Below are 21283 nucleotides of genomic sequence, written 5' to 3' on the forward strand. Positions count from 1 at the left end.
AGCATGTGTTCCCCGCGCACGCGGGGATGACCCGGCAGCTAATAACGTTGCTGCGATGACCCGCGCCGCTCTGATGTTGTGCTGTGCGTTGAGTACGTTCCCCGAAAACAAGGGGATAATGACCGCCCGCAATCCGGGGGGGAAGGATGCCTCTTGAGGCCTCGCTTGCGCACCGGATGACTTGCCAGCTCCCGCGGCGATGGTTCCCCCACGCATGGCTCCCCAGGGCTTCTACTTGCCCCTTGAGCCGTCGAAAGCCACGGGTCGGTTGATGTCGGCTCGCGCCAGTACACATACAATTGCGCGATGAATACCCCCTACCCCACCGTGCGGCTGAAGAACGCGTGGCGTTCCAGCCATCCCTGGATCTTCCAGAAGCTCGTCGAGAAGCCGGCCCAGCGGCCGCGCCCGGGCGAGATCGTCGACGCCTACGACGTGGACGGACAGTTCATCGGCTGCGGCTTCTACAACGGCCACTCGCGCATCGCCCTGCGCATCCTGGAGACCGACCCGGCGGTGGCGGTGGACGCGGACTGGTTCGCGCGCCGGATCGGCCAGGCCGTGGCCCTGCGCCGCGAGGTGCTGAAGCTGGACGAGGTGTCCAATGCCTGGCGCGTGGTCCACGCCGAGGGCGACGGCCTCACCGGCCTGGTGGTGGACCGCTACGACGACCTGCTGGTGGTGGAGTTCTTCAGCGCCGGCATGTGGCGCTACCGCGAGTGGATCTACGCCGCGCTGCAGGCGCAGTTCCCCGGCGCGCGCATCTACAGCTTCGCCGAGGACCACGTGCAGAAGCAGGAGAGCTTCGACTACCGCCCGGTGTACAGCGGTGGCGGCTCGCCGGAGCCGGCCATCATCACCGAGCACGGGATCCGCTTCCGCGCCGACCCGGCCGGGGCGCACAAGACCGGCTTCTTCGCCGACCAGCGCGAGAACCGCGAGTGGTTCTCGCGCCAGGTGGCGGGCAAGCGCGTGCTGGACCTGTGCTGCAACACCGGCGGCTTCGCCGTGTACGCAGCGGTGCGCGGCGCCGCCGAGGTCACCGGCATCGACATCGACGAGGCGGTGATCGAGATCGCCAAGGGCAACGCCCGCCTCAACAACGTGCGCCCGCGCTTCGTCCAGGCCGACATCTTCCCCTGGCTGCGCGACGCGGCCGCCCGCGGCGAGCAGTACGACGCGGTGGTGCTCGACCCGGCCAAGATGACCCGCGACCGCGACCAGGTCATCAACGCGCTGAAGAAGTACCTGGACATGAACAAGCTGGCGCTGGGCGTGGTCAGGCCCGGTGGCCTGCTGGCGACGTTCTCCTGCACCGGCCTGGTGGCCGAGGACCAGTTCCTGGACATGCTGCGCCGCGCCGCGTTCTACGCCGGCCGCACCGTGCAGGTGCTGAAGGTGGCCGGCGCCGGCCCGGACCATCCGTTCCTGGCGCACGTGCCGGAGTCGCGCTACCTCAAGGCGGTGTTCTGCCGCGTGCTGGACTGAGCACGCCCCGCCGGTGCGGCCGGCGGGTTGATCGCGATCAAGGTGGCCGCCGCGCCCGGGCCCGAGCATGGGAGCAACCCGCCAGAGGAGCATTGCCATGAACAGGTTCGAAGGACAGGTCGCGATCGTCACCGGCGGCGCATCGGGCATCGGCGAGGCCATCTGCCGCCGCCTGGCGCGCGAGGGCGCGAAGGTCGTCATCGCCGATTACGACGGCGCCGCGGCGCAGGCGCTGGCCGCCGGCCTCGGCAAGGCGGATGCGCTGGCGTTCCAGCTGGACGTGGCCGATGCCGCGGCGGTGGAGCGCATGGTCCAGGCCACGGTGGAGCGCTTCGGCGGCCTGCACCTGGCGGTGAACAACGCCGGGATCGGCGGGCCCAGCCATCCCACCGCCGATTACCCGCTGGCCGACTGGCACCGCGTCATCGACGTCAACCTGCACGGGGTGATGTACTCGATGAAGCATGAGCTGCCGGCGATGCTGGCCAGCGGCGGCGGCTCCATCGTCAACATGGCCTCGATCCTTGGCAGCGTGGGCTGGAGCGGCTCGATCGCCTACGTGGCCGCCAAGCACGCGCTGCTGGGCATGACGAAGACCGCGGCGATGGAATATGCGCCGCAGGGCATCCGGGTGAACGCGGTCGGACCGGCCTTCATCGACACCCCGCTGCTGTCGGGCCTGGAGCCGGCGGTACGCGAGGGCCTGGTCGCCCTGCATCCGGCCGGCCGCCTGGGCACCACGGACGAGGTCGCGGCGCTGACCTGCTTCCTGCTGTCGAAGGAAGCCTCGTTCGTGACCGGCAGCTACCACCTGGTCGACGGCGGCTACACCGCGCGCTGAAGCCGCGCGGCAGCCGCCGCGCTCAGTGGCCCTGCTCGCGCAGCGCCGCGCGCACCTGGGCGTGGCGCGCCTGCACGTCCTGCGCCGGCGCCTTGTCCAGCAGGCTGGCCACCACGATCGCGACGGTGCCGGCGATGAAGCCGGGCACCATCTCGTACAGCGCGCTGCCGGTGTGCTTCCACGCGATCACCGTGATCGCGCCGGCCAGCATGCCCGCCAGCGCGCCGTTGCGGGTCATGCGCTTCCAGAACAGCGACAGCACCACCACCGGACCGAACGCGGCGCCGAACCCGGCCCAGGCGTAGGAGACCAGGCCCAGCACCCGGCTGTCGGGATCGCGCGCGATCCACATCGCCAGCGCGGCCACCGCCAGCACCATGCCGCGACCGAACCAGACCAGTTCGCGGTGGCCGGCGTTGGGCCGCAGCAGGCCGCGGTAGAAGTCCTCGGTCAGCGCGCTGGAGCACACCAGCAGCTGCGCCGACAGGGTGCTCATGATCGCCGCCAGGATCGCCGACAGCAGCACGCCGGCGATCCACGGGTTGAACAGCTGCTCGCCCAGGGCGATGAACACCCGCTCCGGATTGGCGTTCACCGGGCCGGCGACCGCGGGGTGGGCGGCGAACCAGGCCACCCCGGACAGGCCAGTGGCGACCGCGCCGCCCAGGCACAGCACCATCCAGCCCATGGCGATGCGGCGCGCGCGCGGGATGGTGGCCAGGCTCTCGGCGGCCATGAACCGGGCCAGGATGTGCGGCTGCCCGCAGTAGCCCAGGCCCCAGGCCAGCGCCGAGACCACCGCCACCACGCCGCCGGCGCCGACCCAGTGCAGCCGGGTGGGGTCCACCTGCTCGACCAGGGCCACCGCTTCGGTCGGGCCGCCGGCGCCGAGCACCGCGAACACCGGTACCAGCAGCAGGGCGAAGATCATCAGCGTGGCCTGCACGGTGTCGGTCCAGCTCACCGCCAGGAAGCCGCCGACGAAGGTGTAGGCGATGGTCGCCGCCGCGCCCCACAGCATGGCCTGGCCGTAGGGCAGGCCGAACATGGCTTCGAACAGGCGCGCGCCGGCGACGATGCCGGAGGCGCAGTAGATGGCGAAGAACACCAGGATCACCAGCGCCGAGAGGATCCGCAGCAGGCGGCTGCGGTCCTCGAAGCGGTGGCTGAAGTAGTCCGGCAGGGTCAGCGCGTTGCGGGTGCGCTCGGTGTACAGGCGCAGCGGCCCGGCCACCCAGCGCCAGTTGGCCCAGGCGCCCAGCAGCAGGCCGACCGCGATCCAGGCCTCCGACAGCCCGGCCAGGTACAGCGCGCCGGGCAGGCCCATCATCAGCCAGCCGCTCATGTCCGAGGCGCCGGCCGCCAGCGCCGTCACCAGCCCGCCCAGCGAGCGGCCGCCGAGGATGTAGTCGTCGAAGGTACGGGTGCGCCGCCAGGCGACGAAGCCGATGCCCACCATCAGCAGCAGGTAGGCGCAGAAGGTCACGAGCAACGGGGTACTGGCGGTCATGCAGGATCCGGTTGGCGGGTGGCCGCGGGGGCACGAAACCACACAGGCTAATTGCCGCGCCAGCATGGTTGCAATCGCAACCGAAACCCCGAAGGCTTAGCCCGAGCCCTGCAGGATGTAGTCGCGCAGCGCCACCGCGTTGTTGTGTTCCTCGTCCGCCGCGGCGTACACGAAGGTTACCGGCCCCCGCACAAGATAGCTGCGCAATCGCGCCAGTCCCGCCTCGTTGGCGGCGAGTTCGGCGAAGTAGCGCGCGCGGAACGCCTCCCAGCGGGCCGGGTCGTGGCCGTACCAGCGGCGCAGCGCGGTGCTGGGCGCGATGATCCGCAGCCAGGCCTCCAGTTCCAGCGTGTCCTTGCGCATCCCGCGCGGCCAGACCCCGTCCACCAGCAGGCGCAGCCCGTCCTCCGCGTCCGGCGGCTCGTACACGCGCTTCAGGCGCACCGGATAGCGGGCGGGGCGGGCCATGGCCGGCACTGTGTGGGCGCGCGGATTCCCCCGGCGTGAAGCCGCCGCGCGGTCGCAGGGCCTGAGACCGCCGGCCGCTACACTTCGCGCATGACCGAATCCCTGCTCCTGATCGTCATCGCCGGCCTGCTGCTGGCGATCCTGGCCTGCGTGGTCGCCCTGCTGCTGCGTCGCCCCGACGCCGCCTTCGAGCGCCTGCGCGCGCAGCTGGAGGAAGCCCTGCGCGCCGAACAGCGCGATGGCCGCCTGGAGCTGCGCCAGCAGCTGGATGGCCTGGCCACCACCCAGGGCGCGCGCATCGATGGCTTCGCCCGCCACCTGGCCGACCTGGGCACCCGCACCGACGCCCGCCTGGACCAGCTGCGCGACTCCCTCACCGAGGACGCGCGCAAGGGCCGGGCCGAGGGCATCGAGGCGCAGGCCAGGCTGGGCGAGCTGCTGTCGCAGCGGCTGGGCGACATGCGCGCGCAGCTGGACCTGTTCGGCCGCCAGCAGGACACCCGCATCCAGGCCTTCGGCGAGCAGCTGGCGGCGCTGCGCGCCAGCCTGACCGAGGACGCCCGCGTCACCCGCCAGGAGGCGCTGGAATCGCAGCAGCGCTTCGCCGAGGGCCTCAACCAGCGCCTGCAGGAGCTGACCGCGCGCAACGAGCTGCGCATCGGCGAGATGCGCGCCACCCTGGAGCAGCAGCTGCGCGCGCTGCAGCAGGACAACGCCGCCAAGCTGGAGAAGATGCGCGAGACGGTGGACGAGAAGCTGCAGAGCACCCTCGCCACCCGCCTGGATTCGTCCTTCAAGCTGGTGTCCGAGCGCCTGGAGCAGGTGCAGCGCGGGCTGGGCGAGATGCAGCAGCTGGCCACCGGCGTGGGCGACCTCAAGCGCGTGCTGACCAACGTCAAGACCCGCGGCACCTGGGGCGAGGTGCAGCTGGACGCGATCCTGGAGCAGACCCTCACCCCCGAGCAGTACGCGCGCAGCGTGCGCCTGCGCCCGGACAGCGCCGAGGCGGTGGACTTCGCCGTGCGCCTGCCCGGCCGCGGCAACGACGAGGCGCCGCTGTGGCTGCCGATCGACTGCAAGTTCCCGCGCGAGGACTACGAGCGCCTGGTCGACGCCCAGGAACAGGGCGACCCGGAGCTGGTACGCAGCTGCGGCGCGCAGCTGGAGAAGGCGATCCGGATCCAGGCCAAGTCGATCTGCGAGAAGTACATCGTGCCGCCGCACACCACCGACTTCGCGGTGATGTTCCTGCCCACCGAGGGCCTGTACGCCGAGGTGATCCGCCGCGCCGGGCTGACCGACGCCCTGCAGCGCGAGCACCGCATCGTGGTCGCCGGCCCGACCACCGTCACCGCCCTGCTCGGCAGCCTGCAGATGGGCTTCCGCACCCTGGCCATCGAGAAGCGCTCCAGCGAGGTGTGGCAGCTGCTGGGTGCGGTGAAGAGCGAGTTCGGCAAGTTCGCCGGCATCCTCGAGCGCGCGGAGAAGCAGATCAGCACCGTGGGCAAGAGCCTGGGCGATGCCAGCCGCAAGACCCGCACCATCGAGCGCCGCCTGCGCAGCGTGGAGTCGCTGGGCCAGGAGCAGGCGCAGGCGCTGCTGGGCGACCTGGGCCTGGACGCGGTCGAGGCCGGGCTGGACGGCGAGGACGGCGGGTCCTGAGGCCGGAGGTGCGGCGGCCATCGCCGTCACGCGCGGTCGGTTTGATGGATGGAAGAAGGGCCCGGTCTCCCGGGCCCTTCGTGCGCCTGCGTCGCTTCCGGCTCAGGTGCCGGGGATCGGCATCGCGTCCACCGGCACGGTGGGGTCGCGGTCCTCGCGCAGGTATTCGGGCAGGTCGTCGCCCTCGTGCCTGCGGTTGCCGCGGCGGTCGGCCTCGATCTGGTACTGGCGGCGCTGCATCCACGCGTCGCGGATCATCGCGTACTCGTCCACCGCGTTCTCGCGCATGCTCTCGATCGGCAGCAGCGCGGCGCGGCGGTCCACCAGCTGCGCGCCCTGCAGGGCGATGCGGTAGCGGTCGCGCTCGACCTGGCGGGTCGGCGACAGCGGCATGTCGCCGGCCAGGCCGAACACGTCGCGCACCGTGCGCGGGCCGAAGAACGGCAGCTCCACGTAGCGCGAGTTGCGCCAGCCCCAGATGCCCAGGGTCTGGCCGAAGTCCTCGCTGCGGCGCTTCATCTTCAGGTCGGTGGCCGGGTCGAAGATGCCGCCGATGCCCAGGGTGGTGTTGACCACGAACCGGCCCAGGGTCTGCACCGCGTCGCGCGGGCGGCCCTGCAGCAGCTGGTTGAGGAAGATCACCGGCGAGGCCAGGTTGTCGAAGAAGTTGCCCACGCCCAGGCGCACCGGTTCCGGCACCACCGTCACGTAGGCGCGCGCCACCGGGCGGGCGATGGTGCGGTCGACCACGTTGTTGAAGGCGTGGATGCGCCGGTTCATCGGCTCCCACGGGTCGTAGGCCGGGCGCGCGGACGGATCGCCGTCAGCCGGCGCGCCGTACAGCGCGGCGAAGTCGTCCTCGGCCTCGGTCGGCGCCAGGGCGTCGGTATCGGTGGCGGCGGGATCGACGGGATCGACGGGGTCGACGGGATCGACGGGATCGACGGGATCGGCCGGCACCGCGGCGACTTCCGCGCCTTCCTGCGCCGGCGCCAGGGCGCCGGCTCCGGCCTCAGGCGCCGGCTGGGCGGCGGTCGCCGGATCGGTGGGTTCGCCGGCGGCAGCGACGGCCGCCGTGCCGGCCACGAGCGGGGCCGGCTCCGGACCGGTGTCGGCGGACTTCGGCGCGCTGGCGCAGCCGGCCAGCAACAGCAGCGGCAACAGCAGGGCGCCGGTGGGGGCGGGCTTCATGGGGAGGCTCCGGCGTAGTTCAGTTGGGGGTCCAGCCGGTAGGCGGCGCGCAGCTCGGCCAGGCCGGGCGCGTCGCCCCGGATTTCGACCTGGCCGCCGGCGCGCATGCGCGCGGCGGCCTCGGCCAGCAGCGCCAGGCCGGCGCTGTCCAGGGCCTGGATCGCGCCCAGCTCCAGCGCGCGGGCGCCGTCGGCCAGCGCCTGCAGCGTCGGCCACAGCGCCACCGCGGCCGCCCGGTCCAGGCGGCCTTCCAGGTGCAGCACCTCGCCTTCGCGGCGGGCGCGGGCGCCGTCAGCGGCTGCCATTGGTGTCCGGGCGCAGGCTGCCGCTGCGCAGCTCGGCGGCGACCTGGGCGATCGTCTTCTGCCGCAGCGGGGCGTCGAACTGGGTGCGGAAGGTCTGCACGTAGGACACGCCCTCGACCATCACGTCGAAGATCTTCCAGCCGCCGTTGTTGCGCACCAGGTAGTCGACCGGGATCGGGTCGCCGCCGTCGCGCAGGATCTCGGTGGACACGCGCACACCGCGGTTGTTCGGCAGCGGGGTCTCCGACTTCAGGCGGATGCGCGGGCGGCCTTCGAACGCCAGCAGGGCGTCGCCGTAGCGCTGCATCAGGTTGTCGGTCATGGCATCGGCGAACAGGGCCACGTCGGCCTCGCTGGCGCCGCGGCCGTGCGGGCCCAGCACCAGGCGCGCGGCGTACTCGCGGTCGAAGCCGGTGCGCAGTTCGGACTCGATGTAGGCGCGCAGCGCCTTGCGGTCCTTCTGGAACTCGGGGCGGCGCTGCTGCAGGGTGGTCAGGACGCGGGTGCCGGTTTCGACCACCTGGCGGCCCGGGGTCTGCGCGCTGGCCTGGGCCTGCGCCTGGGCGTGGACCGGGGCGCCCGCCAGCAGCGGCAGGGCCAGGGCGAGGGAGAGGATCAGGGGCTTCATGGCGTTTCTTCCGTGGGGGACGGTTCTTCGGTGGACGACGGGGACAGCACCTTGGCCGGGTCGGCGCCACCGCCGCCGGCACCGCCGAACATGTACTTGCCGACCAGCTGGATCAGGTCGATCGCCGGCTGGGTGTAGACGATCTCGTCGCCGGGGCGCAGCGGTTCCGGATCGCCGCCCGGCTGCAGGCCGATGTAGCTCTCGCCCAGCAGGCCGCTGGTGAGGATCGCCGCCGAGGTGTCGCCCGGCAGGTCCTGGTAGCGCTCGTCGATGGCCAGGGTGACGATCGAGTCGAACCGCACCGGGTCCAGCTCGACCTTCTTCACCCGGCCCACGACCACGCCGCCGATCTTCACCGGCGCCTGCAGCCGCAGCTGGCCGAGGTTGGCGAAGCGCGCGGTCAGCTCGTAGCTGCCGCCGCCGAGGCCGAACTGGCGGTTGGTCGAGGCGAAGGCCAGCACCAGCAGCGAGGCCAGCGCCAGGATGAGGAAGGCGCCGACCGCAAATTCAAGCCTGGGACCGCGGATTGCCATGGGGAGCTACCTGTGGGAAACGGATCGGAACAGGGCACCGGAGGATGCCCGGGGTTTTTCTGCAATGCCGGCACCGGGTGCCGGCGCCGGTTCAACGGAACAGCAGGGCCGACATCACGAAGTTCAGCATCAGCACCAGCAGCGAGGCATTGACCACCGCGCGGGTGGTGGCCACCGAGGTGCCCTCGATGGTCGGCTCGGCGTGGAAGCCCACGTAGGCGGCCACCAGCGCGCTAACCCCGCCGAACACCGCGGACTTCAGCAGCGCCACGCCGAAATCGTCCCAGAAATCGACGCTGCCCTGCAGCGCCGCCCAGAACGTACCGTTGTCCAGGCCCAGCACCTTGACCGCCTCGAACCAGCTGGCGGAGATGGCCAGCGAGCAGAAGAAGCCGGTCAGCAGCGGCACGCACAGCACCGCCGCCCAGAAGCGCGGTGCCACCGCCTTGGCCACCGGGTCGATCGCCATCAGCTCCAGCGCCTTGATCTGGTCGGTGGCGCGCATCAGGCCCAGCTCGGCGGCGATCGAGCTGCCGGCGCGGCCGATGAACAGCAGCGCGGTCAGCACCGGGCCCAGTTCGCGGTACAGGGACAGGCCCAGCAGGGTCGACAGCGCGTCCGCGGCGCCGAAGGTGGTCAGGGTGCGGTAGCCCTGCAGGGTCAGCACCAGGCCCACGAACGCGCCGCCGACGGCGATGATCGGCAGCGAGCGCCCGCCGATCTTGTAGATCTCCCGCGCCAGCTCGGCGAAGAAGTCGCGGCTGGGCAGCGAGGCGCGTAGCACCGACAGCGAGAACAGGCCGGCCCGGCCCAGGGAACGGATCGCGGCGACGGCGGCCATCAGGCAGCCTCCGCGCGCGCGGCGCCCTCGCGGGCGCTCTCGAACGGGATCGGGCCGTCCGGCTGGCCGTCCAGGAACTGGCGGATCAGCGGGTCGGTCGAGGCCTGCAGCTGTGCCGGGGTGCCATCGAACACGATGCCGTGGTTGGCGATCACCACCACCTGGTCGGCGATCGGCAGGGTCTCGTGCACGTGGTGGGACACGATGATGCTGGTCAGGCCCAGGCTGCGCGACAGGCGCTGGATCAGGCTCATGATCACGCCCGAGGCGATCGGATCCAGGCCGGTCAGCGGCTCGTCGTAGAGCATCAGCGGCGGATCCAGCGCCAGCGCCCGGGCCAGGGCCACGCGCCGGGCCATGCCGCCGGACAGCTCGCGCGGATAAAGCTCCGCCGCGCCGCGCAGGCCGACCGCGTTGAGCTTCATCTCCACCAGCCGGCGCAGCAGCGGCTCGGGCAGGCGGGTATGGGTGCGCAGCGGCAGGGCCACGTTCTCGGCCACGCTCAGGTCGGTCAGCAGGCCGTTGCCCTGCAGCAGCACGCCGATGCCCTTGCGCATCTCCAGCAGTTCGCGCGCCCCTCGCGGCACCGGGCGGTCGAACACGCGCACGCTGCCGGCGGCCGGCACCAGTTCGCCGGTCAGCGCGGCCAGCAGGGTCGACTTGCCGGTGCCCGAGGGTCCGAGCACGGCGGTGATGCTGCCGGCGGGAACCGTCAGGTCGAGGTCGCGCAGGATGGTGCGTCCGCCGCGGTCGAGGCGGACTCCCTGCAGGGCGACGGCGTTGGCGGCGGGAGCGGGCATGTGGCGCGCGTTTCCTTCGCGGTTGGGGGAACCACAAACCGGCGCATCATGCGTCGGAAAGACTGAATCTTAACCTATCCATTGAACCGCCCAGTACAGGAATTGTCCCGGACGTGGGCCGGATCGTGCCACCGCGTGCACGTTGTCCGGCCCTGCCGCGCGCGGCTCAGGCGGCGGTGGAAAGCTGGCGCAGCTGCTGCAGCGAGCCCGGCTCGCCGGCGCGGTCGAACAGCTGCCGCAGCTGGCGGTAGACCTGCCCGGCATAGCCCTGGTCGTTGAGCAGCGAGCCGGCGTCCAGGCCGTCGATCGCGCCCTCGCGCACCCGCTCGAACAGCTGCTGGCGGAAGCGTGCCTGGAACGCGTCAGCTTCCGCGTCCAGCCGCGCCAGTTCCGTCGCCAGCGCATCCACGTCGCCCAGGTGGCGCAGCGCATGCAGCGCGCGCAGCTGGCCGAACAGGTGCGCGCGCAGCTCCAGGTAGGCCGCGCGCACCGGGCCATCGGGCCCGGCGAGGTGGCGCTGCAGGTTCTTCTGCAGCTGCCTGGCGCTCTTGACCGCGTTGACCATCTGCATCGCCGCCAGCTGGCTGCCGGCCCAGAAGCGCTGGTGCTCCTCGTCCAGCGGCAGCTCCAGCCGGCTCATGAATGCCAGCAGGTCGCCATACACGCCCTTGACCCGCTGCTGGTACAGCAGTTCGGCGTCCACCGCCTGGCCGGGCGCGCAGGAACCGTCGAGCAGGGCCGGATCGGTCCCGGCAGCGGACAGCGCGCGCGGCGGCAGGCACAGCGCCTGGCAGATCACCTCCATGCTCAGTTCGCCCAGGTGGCGCAGCTCCAGCGCCACCGCGGCCGCGGCCGCATCCACCGATTCCAGCGCCGGGTCGCTGAGGTGGCGCGCATGCACGCGCCCGATCGCCACATCCGCTTCGTGCGCCTCGGGCAACGCTGGATCGGGACGGTCCGGCAGCCAGCGCCGCAGCAGCGCCTCCAGCCGCCGCTGCCAGGGCCAGAACAGGGCCACGCCGCCGGCGTTGAACAGGGTGTGGAACAGGGCCAGCTGCAGCAGCGCGTTGCCGCCGAAGCCGGAGAACCCGGCCACGGCCTTCACCAGCCAGGTCAGCGGCAGCAGCAGGACCAGGGCCGCGCTCGCGGTAACGATGTTGAACAGCGCGTGCGCCAGGGCCAGGCGCTGGCCGCTGCGGTTGCCGCCGAGCATGCCGACGAAGGCGGTGCTGACGCTGCTGCCCACGTTCGAGCCCACCGCGATCGCCAGGCCCTGCTCCAGCTGCAGCTGGCCGCCGGCCAGCGCCGCCAGGGTCAGCATCAGGGTGGCGTGGCTGGACTGCAGGACCACGGTCACCGCCAGCCCGGCCAGCACGAACAGCGCGGTGCCGGCCACGCCGCTGCCCTGCACCGCGGCCAGGTCCAGGCCCGCGCCGAACTGGTCGAAGCCCAGCTTGAGCTGGTCGATGCCCAGGAAGATGAAGGCCACGCCCAGCACCACCCGCCCGGCCGCCTTGCCGCGCGCGCCGGCGAAGCCGCCCAGCACGCCGAACACCAGCAGCGGCAGGGCCAGCGGCGACAGGCTGAGGTCCTGCCCGGCCAGGGCCAGCAGCCAGATGCCGCTGGTCGCACCGAGGTTGGCACCCAGGATCACCGCGATGCCGCCGGCCAGCTGGATCAGCCCCGAGCCGATGAAGGCGATGGTCAGCAGCGAGACCAGGGTGGTGGACTGCAGCAGCGCGGTGCCGGCCATGCCGAACAGCAGCCCGCGCAGCGGGGTGCCGGTGCTGCGCGCCAGCAGCCGCTCCAGGCCGCCACCGGCCAGCTGGCGCAGGCCTTCCTCCAGGCACTGCATGCCGAACAGGAACAGCGCCAGGCCGGCGCACAGCTGCAGCCAGCCGGCGCTGCGCCAGAAGCTCCAGCCCAGCAGCAGCGCCAGTGCAAGCGCAAGCAAAGGTCCCAGCAGCGGCGGCAGCCGCATTGCGCGCATCCAATCCCCCTGCGGCCATCCGCGTCGGCGCGATTCTAGCCAGCGCCGGCCGCCGTCTCGCCTGTTGCGATGGCGCTGCGGCAAGATGGCCGGATGCCCGAGCACCATCCCGACGCCCGCCCCGACTTCCGGCTGTACCACTCCAACTCGCTGGAGATCCTGGCCGGGATCCTGGCCAGGGTGCTGCGCGAGCCGGCGCCCGGCCAGCCGCTGCTGGCGCCGGAGGTGGTGCTGATCCCGCAGGTGGCGATGCGCCGCTGGCTGCAGGCCACCCTGGCCGCCGAGCACGGCGTGGCCGCCAACATCCAGTTCCTCACCCCGGGCGAGTTCGTGGGCCAGGCGCTGGCCGCCAACCTGCCCACCGACCCGGACGGCGACGAGCTCGACGCCGAGACCCTGCGCTGGCACCTGTACGCCGCCCTGTGCGACCACGCCCTGCTGCGGGAGCCGGCCATGGCCCAGATCGCCGCCCACGTCGAAGGGGACGACCCGCTGCGCGCCTGGGCGCTGGCCGGCGAGCTGGCCAACGTGTTCAACAAGTACCAGGCCTGGCGCCGCGAGTGGCTGCTGCGCTGGGAGGACGGCGCCGACCCGGACGACCCGCAGGCCATCCTCTGGCGCCGCGTGGCCCGCGGCCGCCCGCACCGCGCGCGCCGCATCCAGCAGTACCTGGAGCGCTACGCGCCGGCCGGCGGCCCGTTGCCGCAGGGCCTGCCGCCGCGGCTGTCGGCCTTCGCCACGCTCAACGTCTCGCCCGACGTGCTGCGGGTGATCGCCACCCAGGCCCGGGTCGGCACCCTGCACCTGTTCGTGCCCTCGCCGGTGGCCGACTACTGGGGCGACCTGCAGCGCCTGCGCCGCGGCGAGCCGCGCGCCGAGGCGGAGGAGAACCGCCTGCTGCAGCTGTGGGGCGCGGCCGGCGCCGACTTCATGGCCCTGGTCGGCGGCTACGAGGTGGTCCATGCCTCGGCCGAGTTCGAGGTCCACGCCGACCCCGGCGAGGGCGGCGGCGCGCTGCGCGACAGCCTGCTGCGCCGGCTGCAGTCGGACATCTTCCACCGCCGCCCGCGGCCGGGCGCGCCGCTGCGCGCGGAAGTGGACCGCACCGACCCCAGCCTGCAGCTGCACGCCTGCCACACCCGCCTGCGCGAGCTGCAGGTGCTGGCCGACCAGCTGCGCGGGTTGTTCGACGACCCGCGCTTCGATCCGCCGCTGCAGCCGCGCGAGGTCGCGGTGCTGGCGCCGGACATCGATCCCTACCTGCCCTACCTGGAGGCGGTGTTCGGCCGCCGCGGCGAGGCGGACGCCATCCCCTACGCCTTGGCCGATGCCAGCCCGCTGGCCAACGAACCGTTGGCCGGGGTGTTCCTGCGCCTGCTGGCGCTGCCGGTGTCGCGCTTCGGCCTGCACGAGGTACTGGACCTGCTGGCCAGCCCGGCGGTGGCCGAGGCCAATGGCCTGGACGCCCCGGCACTGGACCGCCTGCGCGCCTGGCTGGACGCGGCCGGCGCGCGCTGGGGCCTGGACGCCGCCCACCGCGCGCGCCTGGATGCGCCGGAGGACGACGCCTACACCTGGGCCTTCGCCCTGGACCGCCTGCTGCTGGGCCACGCTTCCGGCAGCGACGCGCCGATCGAACTGGACGACGGCCGCGTGGTGGCGCCGCTGCCGGACCTGGAAGGCAGCGCGCTGGAGGCGCTGGACACCCTGCTGCGGCTGCTGCGGGTGCTGGAACGCAACGCCGGCGCGCTGGCCGGGGCGATGCCGCCGGCGCAGTGGCGCGAACGCCTGCTGGACCTGCTCAAGGCGCTGCTGCCGCGGCCGCCGGCCAGCCCGGCCACCCAGCGCGCGCTGGATCGCCTGCGCAGCCTGGTCGACGCCTTCGCCGACACCGCGCGCCGTGCCGGCTACGAGGCGCCGGTGCCGGCCGAGGCGGTGCGCGCCCACTTCGCCGCCGCCCTGGCCGAAGCCGATACCCGCGCCCCGCTGCTGACCGGCGGCGTCAGCGTCGCGCGCATGGTGCCGATGCGCCTGCTGCCGTTCCGGGTGATCTGCGTGCTGGGCATGAACGACGGCGAGTTCCCGCGCCGCGACCCGGCCGCCGGCCTCAACCGCCTGACCGCCGAGCTGGGCACCGGGAAGCGCCGGGTCGGCGACCGCTCCACCCGCGAGGACGACCGCTTCCTGTTCCTGCAGCTGCTGGCCGCCGCCCAGGACGTGTTCTACGTCAGCTGGATCGGCGCCGACCCGCGCGACGGCAGCGAGCGCGAGCCCTCGGTACTGGTGTCCGAGCTGCTGGAAGCGGCGGTGGAACAGCACGCGCATCCGCCGGGCGAGACCGCCGGCCTGGCGGATGCGCTGGTGGTGCGGCATCCGCTGCAGCCGTTCGCCGCGGCCGCGTTCGGCGCCGGCGGCGAGCCGCGCCGCTTCTCCTACCGCCGCGACTGGCGCGAGGCCGCGGCGCAGCCGGCCGCGCGCCGCAGCGTGCTGGGCCCGTGGTTCCAGGGCCAGGCCCTGCCGCCACCCCCGGATCCGGACGAGCCGGGCGAGCCGGTGCTGCCGCTGGAGGCGCTGCGCCGGTTCCTGCTCAACCCGGCGCGCGAGTTCCTGGCGCGGGTGCGCGTGCGCCTGCCGGAGCTGGAGGAGCACGGCGACGACGTCGAACCGCTGGCCGCGCCGGAAAGCGCGCTGGACCGCAGCCGCATGCAGCGGGCGGTGTTCGAGGCCGCCCTGCGCGGCGAGGAACCGCGGCGCATGCACGCCCTGCTGCGCGCGCGTGGCCTGCTGCCCTCCGGCGAACCGGGGCGGCGCCTGCTGGAACGCCAGGTGGGCGAACTGCAGCCCTGGCTGGAAGCCTTCGCCGGCTGGCGTGGCGACGCCGGTCCGCGGTCGCTGGTGGCCGAGGTGGTGGTCGACGGCGTGCGCCTGCGCGGCCGCATCGACGACGTCTACCCGCAGGGCATCGCCCGGGTGCGCCTGGGCAGGCCCGGCGGCCCGGCCACCATCCGCCACGGCCTGGACTGGCTGCTGGCGCGCGCCGCCGGCCTGCCGCTGGAACTGGTTGAGTTCCACGAGCTCAGGCTCGAGGACGGCGTGCGCCATGGCCCGTTCCCGCGCCCGCCGCTGGCGCCGGAGCAGGCGCGCGCGGTGCTGGCCGCGCTGCTGCGCCTGCGCGCGGCCGGCCTGTGCGAGCCGCTGCCGTTTGCCCCGTACAGCGGCTGGGAGATCTACCAGGGCCAGGGCGACTACCCCCGCAGCGTGCCCAGGGCGCGCACCTGCTGGCATGGCGGCGGACCGCGTCCGCCCGAGTCCGCCGATCCGGCGCTGCGCCTGGCCTTGCGCGGCCGCGATCCGTTCGCCGACCCGGCCCTGCTGCACCGCTTCGTCGAGACCGCCGAGGCGGTGTACACCGCGGTGGCCGACGGCCGCCTGGCGCCGGGCGTGGACCCGGACCTGCTGTTCGGCCTGGCCGGGGTGCACGACGCGGAGGACGCGGCATGAGCGGCGCCCGCGATCCGTTCCTGGAGCTGGACCTGCACGGCGTGCGCTCGATCGAGGCCTCCGCCGGCACCGGCAAGACCTTCACCCTGGCCACCCTGGTGGTGCGCCTGGTGCTGGAGCGCGCGCTGCCGGTGGAGAAGATCCTCGCGGTCACCTTCACCGAGGCCGCCACCCAGGAGCTGCGCGCCCGCGTGCGCCGGCGCCTGGTGCTGGCCGCGGACGTGGCCGCCGGCGTGGTGCCCGGCACCGGTTCGGCCGATGCCGAACTGACCGCGCGCCTGCTGCAAGCCCACCTGGCCCGTAGCGGCGAGGACGCCGCCGCGGTCGCGCGGCGCCTGCGCGCGGCCGCCGACGGCATCGACCAGGCCGCGGTGTTCACCATCCACGGCTTCTGCGCCCGGGTGCTGCGCGAGCACGCGCTGGAAAGCGGCCAGGGCTTCGAGCCGCCGGAGCTGTTGGCCAACGACCAGGGCCTGCGTGAGGCGGTGGCCGCCGACCTGTGGCGTGCCCACGCCACCGATGCGGCAACCGCCGCCGACCTGGAGGAACTGTGGCGCGGTGGCCCGAAGGCGCTGGCCGCCGACCTGCCGGCGCTGGCGCGGCAGCCGCGCCTGCGCCCGCAGCCGCCGGACCCGGCGCAGCCGGATCCGCAACCACGGCTGGAGGCGGCCGCACGCGCGCTGCTGGAGGCCGGCCTGGCCCATGGCGACGAACTGCGCGAGGCGCTGCTGGCCGCGGTGGCGGGCAAGGTGCTCAACAACAACAGCTACCGCGCGGCCTGGATCGGCGAACTGTTCGACCAGCTGCGGCGCTGGTGCCAGGCCGGCCGCCCGGAGGTGCCGTTCCACCACGACAAGCTGGGCCAGCTGCAGCGCGCCACCCTGCTCAAGTGCACCAGCAAGGCCGGTGCCGGCAAGACCCCCGATTCGCCGCTGTGCGACGCGGTGCAGGCCTATGCCGAAGCCATGGAGGCGGTCGAGGCCTGGCGCGAGGCGCGCCGGGTGGCCCTGCTGCACCGCCTGCGCACGGACGCGCGACGCAGGCTGGCCACGCTCAAGCGCCAGCTGCGGGTGCAGACCTACGACGACCTGATCGACGGCGTCGCCGCCGCGCTCGACGGCGCCCACGGCGAGGCCCTGGCCCGGCGCCTGCGCGAGCAGTACGCGATCGCCCTGGTCGACGAGTTCCAGGACACCGACCCGCGCCAATGGCGGATCTTCGACCGCGTGTTCGGTGCCGCCAGCGGCGAGCCGGCGCTGTTCCTGATCGGCGATCCCAAGCAGGCGATCTACCGCTTCCGCGGCGGCGACGTGGAAACCTACCTGGCCGCCTGCGCCACCGCCGAGGCCGCGCCGGCGCTGGACCGCAACTTCCGCTCGCGGCCGAGCGTGCTGGCCGCGATCGAGGCGCTGTACGCGCAGGCCGGCGCCGCCGCCTTCGCCGATCCGCGCATCGCCTTCCACCCGGTGCAGCCGGGCGGGCGCCGCGGCGACGGCGACTTCCTGCGCGACGGCAGTCCGGCCCCGGCCCTGACGGTGTGGCAGGCCCCGCCGCCGCCGGTCGACGCCAAGGGCAAGCGCAAGCCCTGGCCGGCCGGGCGCTCGCGCGAACTGGCCACCGATGCCTGCGTGGCGGCGATCCATGCCGTGCTCAGCGATGCCCGCGCCGGCCGCGCCAGCATCGACGGCCGCCCGGTGCGGCCGGGCGACATCGCGGTGCTGGTGCGCAAGCACCGCGAGGCGACGCAGATCCGCCAGGCCCTGGCCGCGGTCGGCATCCCCGCGGTGGCCGCCGGCAGCCAGAGCCTGTTCGAGACCGGTGAGGCGCTGGAGGTGCTGGTGCTGCTGCAGGCGCTGCTGCACGGCGACGACGACGCCCGCCTGCGCGCCGCCCTGGCCACCGTGCTGGTCGGCCAGGACGCGCACCACGTTGCCGCCCTGGATGGCGACGGCGAGGCCATGCGCCAGTGGCGCCACGCCGCGCTGGGCTGGCGCGAGCGTCTGGACCAGGGCGGCCCGCTGGCCCTGCTGGGCGAACTGTGCGCGGCCCAGGCCACCCGCCTGCTGGCCCTGGTCGACGGCGAACGCCGCCTGACCAACTACCTGCAGCTGGCCGAGCAGCTGCAGGAAGCGCAGCGCCAGGCGCTGGGCCTGCACGGCCTGGTCCACTGGCTGGAACGGGCCATCGCCCAGGCCAGCAGCAACGACGAGACCCAGCTGCTGCGCCTGGAGTCGGACGCGCACCGGGTGCAGATCGTGACCCTGCACAAGAGCAAGGGCCTGGAGTACCCGCTGGTGTTCCTGCCGTTCGTCGGCATCGGCGCCAGGCCGGACACGCCCTCGCGCTGCGTGGTGGTGCACGACGCCGAGGGCCCGCTGCTGCAGTGGCGCCTGCAGGAGCAGGCCAGCGGCTGGGGTGATGCGGTCGCGCGCCACCAGGAAGCCTGCAGGGCCGAGGACGCGCGCCTGCTGTACGTGGGCCTGACCCGCGCGCGCGACGCGCTGTGGCTGGCCAGCGGCGAGTTCTACAACCACCACGCCACCCCCCTGTGGCCGATGCTGCGCGATCCGCAGGTGCTGGCCGCCGCCCTGCCCGGCTCCATCGTGCTCGATGCCACCCCGCCGCCGGCCAGCCTGCCGTGGCTGCCGGCCGAGGCCGAGGGCGAGGTGCCGCCGGCGCGCACGCCCGGCCGCTCCCTGGCCAGCGACTGGTGGGTGTACAGCTTCACCCAGCTGGCCCGCGCCGACGGCGCCGGCGACACCTCCAGCGCCGCTACCCAGCCGCCGCCCGGCGGCCGCGACGAACCCGCCGCGCCCGAGGCCGAGGCCCCGGCCGACGAGGGCCACGATCCGCGCTTTGCCGGCTCGCGCTTCGGCGTGGTCCTGCACGAGGTGCTCGAGTACGCCGACTTCGCCGCCTGGCGCGACTGGCGCCCGGGCGATCCGGCCCCGCCCGGCGAGGAGGCGCGCATTGTCCGCGCGCTGCGCAATGCCGGCTATGCCGAGGCCGAGCTGGACGACGGCATCGCCCTGCTGGCCAGCCTCGCCGGCCACACCCTGACCGTGCCGCTGCCGGAGGGCGTGCGCCTGGCCGAGTTGCCGGAGGCGCAGCGGCGCGCGGAGATCGAGTTCCAGTTCGCCCTGGCCCCGACCCGCAGCGAGCAGCTGCTGGCCCTGCTCCACCGCCACGGCCTGCTGCGCGGGCGCAGCGGCTTCGGCGGCCGGCGCACGCTCGAGGGCCTGATGACCGGCCTGATCGACCTGACCTACCTGCACGACGGACGCTGGTACGTGCTCGACTACAAGTCCAACCGCCTGCGCGGCTACGGCCCGGCGCAGATGGCCGAGGCCATGGAACACAGCGAATACCCGCTGCAGGCGCTGATCTACACCGTGGCCCTGCACCGCTGGCTGCGCTTCCGCCTGGGCGGGGCCTATGACTACGCGTGCGACTTCGGCGGCGTGCGCTACCTGTTCTGCCGCGGCCTGGACGCGGCCGCCGCGGCACCCGACGGTAGCCGCCCGGGCGTGCAGGCCTGGCGCTTCGAGCCAGCACTGGTGGAGGCGGTGGACGCGCTGTTTGCCGGCCGCGAGCCGGCGGGAGCGGCGGCATGAGCCTGCTCGAGCGCCTGCGCAGCGAGGGCCACCTGCGCACCCTGGACCACGCCCTGGCCGTGGGCCTGCGCCGGCTCGACCCGGGCACCGCGGACGAGGTCGTGCTGGCTGCGGCCCTGGCCTCGCTGGCGGTGTCCGCCGGCCACGCCGGCTTCCGCATCGACCAGCCGCGCGCCCTGCTCGACCTGGACCTGGACTGGCCGGACCCGGCGCAGTGGCAGCGCGCGCTGCAGGCCTCGCGCTGGGTGGCCTGCCCCGGCGCGCGTGCGGACGAAGCCCCCGGCGCGGCGCCGCTGGTGCTGGAGCACGGCCTGCTCTACCTGCGCCGCTACCGCGAGTACGAGCGCCGCCTGGCCGCGGGCCTGCAGCGGCTGGGCAGCGGCGCCGCAGAGCCGGAAGGCATCGCCGCCCTGGCGCCGCTGTTCGCGCGGCTGTTCCCTCAGGCGGCCGGCGGCGGCGACCACCAGGCGCGCGCCGCCGCGGTTGCCCTGCTCCACCGCCTGCTGCTGGTCACCGGCGGCCCCGGCACCGGCAAGACCACCACCATCGCCCGCCTGCTGGTGCTGCTGGCCGCGCGCGCCGCCGCCGCCGGCCAGCCGGCGCCGCGCATCGCCCTGGCCGCGCCCACCGGCCGCGCCGCCGAGCGCATGGCCGAGAGCCTGCGCCGCGCCGCGCGGCTGCTGGCCGAGCAGGGCATCGAACCGGAGCTGCTGGCGCCGCTGGCCACCGGCGGCCGCACCCTGCACCGCCTGCTCGGCACCATCCCCGACTCCCCGCGCTTCCGCCACGACGCCGCCAACCCGCTGGACGTGGACATCGTGGTGGTGGACGAGGCCTCGATGATCGACCTGCCGCTGATGGCCAAGCTGGTGGAAGCGGTGCCCGACGGCGCGCGCCTGGTGCTGCTGGGCGACCCCGACCAGCTGCCCTCGGTGGAGGCCGGCGACGTGCTCAGCGGCATCCTCGCCGCCGCCGGCGACGGCATGCGCCTGGCCGCCGCCGACGCGGGCGCGCTGCAGCCGCTGCTGGGCGAGGTCGACCCGGCCGCGATCGCAGCCGATGCCGCCGTGCCCTTCCCTGCCCGCCACGTGCACCTGGTGCGCGGCTGGCGCCAGTCGGCCGCGCTGGACCTGGCGCCGCTGGCCGCCGCGGTGCGCAGCGGCGACGGCGAACGCGCGCTGGCGCTGCTGCGCGAGGGCAGGCTCGACGGCGTGCACTACCACGCCGACGCCGCCGACCTGCTGCAGGACCCGGCCCGGCGCGAGCACTTCCTCGCCCACTGGACCGCCCTGGCCCAGGCGCCCACGCCCGCCGAGGCCCTGGCCCTGGCCGGACGCCTGCGCATCCTCACCGCGGTGCGCGAAGGCCCGCAGGGCGCGCGCGGGCTCAACACCCGGATCGAGGCGTTGCTGGCCGAGCGCCTGGCCCAGCAGCAGCCGCGCACGCGCAGCGACGGTTTCTTCCACGGCCGCCTGCTGCTGGTCACCGAGAACCACTACCGCCACGGCTTGTTCAACGGCGACATCGGCATCTGCCTGCGCGACGACCGCGGCCAGCTGATGGCCTGGTTCCCGGGCGCCACGCCCGACGCTCCGCGCGCGTTCCATCCGGCCACCCTGCCCGCCCACGACAGCGCCTTCGCCATGACCGTGCACAAGGCCCAGGGCTCGGAGTTCGACGAGGTGTGGCTGGTGCTGCCGGGCAAGGACAGCCGCGTGCTCTCGCGCGAACTGGTCTACACCGGCCTGACCCGCGCCCGCGATGCGCTGCACCTGTGCGCCGACCCGGCGATCCTGGCCCTGGCGCTGTCGCGCCACGTCAGCCGCGTGTCCGGGCTGGCCTGGCGCCTGGGCGCCGGGGACTGAACGCGGCGCGCCCCAGGCGCGGCGGCGTGCCATCGCCCGGCGCGTC

At 73.9% G+C, this 21283-nt stretch carries 15 protein-coding genes; 6 read left to right on the top strand and 9 right to left on the bottom strand.

Features of this window, described 5'->3' with window-relative positions:
- Positions 1–306: 306 nt before the first annotated feature.
- Both PSEJ31_RS0113025 and PSEJ31_RS0113030 read left to right on the top strand, forming a co-directional pair.
- Positions 307–1488 carry a class I SAM-dependent rRNA methyltransferase gene (locus tag PSEJ31_RS0113025; RefSeq protein ID WP_028915700.1) on the top strand — a complete coding sequence of 394 codons (1182 nt, stop codon included), beginning with the start codon at positions 307–309 and terminating at the stop codon, positions 1486–1488.
- A gap of 97 nt (positions 1489–1585) precedes the next feature.
- The gene (locus PSEJ31_RS0113030; RefSeq protein WP_028915701.1) at positions 1586–2329 is read left to right on the top strand and encodes an SDR family oxidoreductase; all 744 of its coding nucleotides are present in this window, start codon (positions 1586–1588) and stop codon (positions 2327–2329) included.
- 22 nt (positions 2330–2351) lie between these two features.
- Here the strand turns inward: PSEJ31_RS0113030 and putP are convergent, their stop codons facing one another.
- The gene (putP, locus tag PSEJ31_RS0113035; RefSeq protein WP_028915702.1) at positions 2352–3839 is read right to left on the bottom strand and encodes a sodium/proline symporter PutP; all 1488 of its coding nucleotides are present in this window, start codon (positions 3837–3839) and stop codon (positions 2352–2354) included.
- A 96-nt stretch (positions 3840–3935) separates the two neighbouring features.
- Positions 3936–4307 (bottom strand): DUF488 family protein, encoded by a 372-nt coding sequence (locus tag PSEJ31_RS0113040; RefSeq protein WP_019397485.1) that lies wholly within the window; start codon positions 4305–4307, stop codon positions 3936–3938.
- A gap of 90 nt (positions 4308–4397) precedes the next feature.
- On the opposite strand from PSEJ31_RS0113040, the gene rmuC reads away from it, so the two are divergent.
- On the top strand, positions 4398–5969 hold the full coding sequence (rmuC, locus tag PSEJ31_RS0113045) for a DNA recombination protein RmuC (RefSeq protein ID WP_028915703.1): 1572 nt from the start codon (positions 4398–4400) through the stop codon (positions 5967–5969).
- Between the two features lie 102 nt (positions 5970–6071).
- Here the strand turns inward: rmuC and PSEJ31_RS0113050 are convergent, their stop codons facing one another.
- The 7 genes from PSEJ31_RS0113050 to PSEJ31_RS0113080 all read right to left on the bottom strand — a co-directional run bounded on the left by PSEJ31_RS0113050 (position 6072) and on the right by PSEJ31_RS0113080 (position 12248).
- The gene (locus tag PSEJ31_RS0113050) at positions 6072–7160 is read right to left on the bottom strand and encodes a VacJ family lipoprotein (protein ID WP_028915704.1); all 1089 of its coding nucleotides are present in this window, start codon (positions 7158–7160) and stop codon (positions 6072–6074) included.
- On the bottom strand, positions 7157–7465 hold the full coding sequence (locus PSEJ31_RS0113055) for an STAS domain-containing protein (RefSeq protein ID WP_019397488.1): 309 nt from the start codon (positions 7463–7465) through the stop codon (positions 7157–7159). Before PSEJ31_RS0113055 ends, PSEJ31_RS0113050 begins: the two co-directional genes overlap by 4 nt.
- Positions 7452–8093 carry an ABC transporter substrate-binding protein gene (locus tag PSEJ31_RS0113060; protein ID WP_019397489.1) on the bottom strand — a complete coding sequence of 214 codons (642 nt, stop codon included), beginning with the start codon at positions 8091–8093 and terminating at the stop codon, positions 7452–7454. Before PSEJ31_RS0113060 ends, PSEJ31_RS0113055 begins: the two co-directional genes overlap by 14 nt.
- Complete coding sequence (gene mlaD / locus PSEJ31_RS0113065; protein ID WP_019397490.1) at positions 8090–8626, bottom strand: outer membrane lipid asymmetry maintenance protein MlaD; 537 nt, start codon at positions 8624–8626, stop codon at positions 8090–8092. Before mlaD ends, PSEJ31_RS0113060 begins: the two co-directional genes overlap by 4 nt.
- Before the next feature lie 91 nt (positions 8627–8717).
- The gene (locus PSEJ31_RS0113070) at positions 8718–9467 is read right to left on the bottom strand and encodes an MlaE family lipid ABC transporter permease subunit (RefSeq protein ID WP_019397491.1); all 750 of its coding nucleotides are present in this window, start codon (positions 9465–9467) and stop codon (positions 8718–8720) included.
- Positions 9467–10267 (bottom strand): ATP-binding cassette domain-containing protein, encoded by an 801-nt coding sequence (locus PSEJ31_RS0113075; protein ID WP_019397492.1) that lies wholly within the window; start codon positions 10265–10267, stop codon positions 9467–9469. The genes PSEJ31_RS0113070 and PSEJ31_RS0113075 overlap by 1 nt, the downstream gene beginning before the upstream one ends.
- A 166-nt stretch (positions 10268–10433) precedes the next feature.
- Positions 10434–12248 carry a Na/Pi symporter gene (locus tag PSEJ31_RS0113080; RefSeq protein WP_028915705.1) on the bottom strand — a complete coding sequence of 605 codons (1815 nt, stop codon included), beginning with the start codon at positions 12246–12248 and terminating at the stop codon, positions 10434–10436.
- Positions 12249–12350: 102 nt separating this feature from the next.
- Between PSEJ31_RS0113080 and recC the strand changes: the two genes are divergently transcribed.
- From recC to recD, 3 genes are read left to right on the top strand one after another with little or no spacing between them, the layout of a single operon-like run.
- The gene (gene recC / locus PSEJ31_RS16075; RefSeq protein WP_037035187.1) at positions 12351–15758 is read left to right on the top strand and encodes an exodeoxyribonuclease V subunit gamma; all 3408 of its coding nucleotides are present in this window, start codon (positions 12351–12353) and stop codon (positions 15756–15758) included.
- Positions 15755–19372 (top strand): exodeoxyribonuclease V subunit beta, encoded by a 3618-nt coding sequence (gene recB / locus PSEJ31_RS0113090; RefSeq protein WP_028915706.1) that lies wholly within the window; start codon positions 15755–15757, stop codon positions 19370–19372. The genes recC and recB overlap by 4 nt, the downstream gene beginning before the upstream one ends.
- Entirely contained in the window at positions 19369–21237 is a 1869-nt protein-coding gene (gene recD / locus PSEJ31_RS16080) for an exodeoxyribonuclease V subunit alpha (protein WP_037035190.1), read from the top strand. Before recB ends, recD begins: the two co-directional genes overlap by 4 nt.
- Positions 21238–21283 lie beyond the last annotated feature (46 nt).

Source organism: Pseudoxanthomonas sp. J31, from assembly GCF_000510725.1.
Lineage (GTDB): Bacteria > Pseudomonadota > Gammaproteobacteria > Xanthomonadales > Xanthomonadaceae > Pseudoxanthomonas.

Coding starts and splice junctions, on each gene's coding strand:
- PSEJ31_RS0113050 (WP_028915704.1), bottom strand. CDS start 7,160: ATGAAGCCCGCCCCCACCGGCGCCCTGCTGTTGCCGCTGCTGTTGCTG.
- PSEJ31_RS0113070 (WP_019397491.1), bottom strand. CDS start 9,467: ATGGCCGCCGTCGCCGCGATCCGTTCCCTGGGCCGGGCCGGCCTGTTC.
- recB (WP_028915706.1), top strand. CDS start 15,755: ATGAGCGGCGCCCGCGATCCGTTCCTGGAGCTGGACCTGCACGGCGTG.
- PSEJ31_RS0113030 (WP_028915701.1), top strand. CDS start 1,586: ATGAACAGGTTCGAAGGACAGGTCGCGATCGTCACCGGCGGCGCATCG.
- PSEJ31_RS0113055 (WP_019397488.1), bottom strand. CDS start 7,465: ATGGCAGCCGCTGACGGCGCCCGCGCCCGCCGCGAAGGCGAGGTGCTG.
- PSEJ31_RS0113060 (WP_019397489.1), bottom strand. CDS start 8,093: ATGAAGCCCCTGATCCTCTCCCTCGCCCTGGCCCTGCCGCTGCTGGCG.
- rmuC (WP_028915703.1), top strand. CDS start 4,398: ATGACCGAATCCCTGCTCCTGATCGTCATCGCCGGCCTGCTGCTGGCG.
- recC (WP_037035187.1), top strand. CDS start 12,351: ATGCCCGAGCACCATCCCGACGCCCGCCCCGACTTCCGGCTGTACCAC.
- mlaD (WP_019397490.1), bottom strand. CDS start 8,626: ATGGCAATCCGCGGTCCCAGGCTTGAATTTGCGGTCGGCGCCTTCCTC.
- recD (WP_037035190.1), top strand. CDS start 19,369: ATGAGCCTGCTCGAGCGCCTGCGCAGCGAGGGCCACCTGCGCACCCTG.
- PSEJ31_RS0113075 (WP_019397492.1), bottom strand. CDS start 10,267: ATGCCCGCTCCCGCCGCCAACGCCGTCGCCCTGCAGGGAGTCCGCCTC.
- PSEJ31_RS0113025 (WP_028915700.1), top strand. CDS start 307: ATGAATACCCCCTACCCCACCGTGCGGCTGAAGAACGCGTGGCGTTCC.
- putP (WP_028915702.1), bottom strand. CDS start 3,839: ATGACCGCCAGTACCCCGTTGCTCGTGACCTTCTGCGCCTACCTGCTG.
- PSEJ31_RS0113040 (WP_019397485.1), bottom strand. CDS start 4,307: ATGGCCCGCCCCGCCCGCTATCCGGTGCGCCTGAAGCGCGTGTACGAG.
- PSEJ31_RS0113080 (WP_028915705.1), bottom strand. CDS start 12,248: ATGCGGCTGCCGCCGCTGCTGGGACCTTTGCTTGCGCTTGCACTGGCG.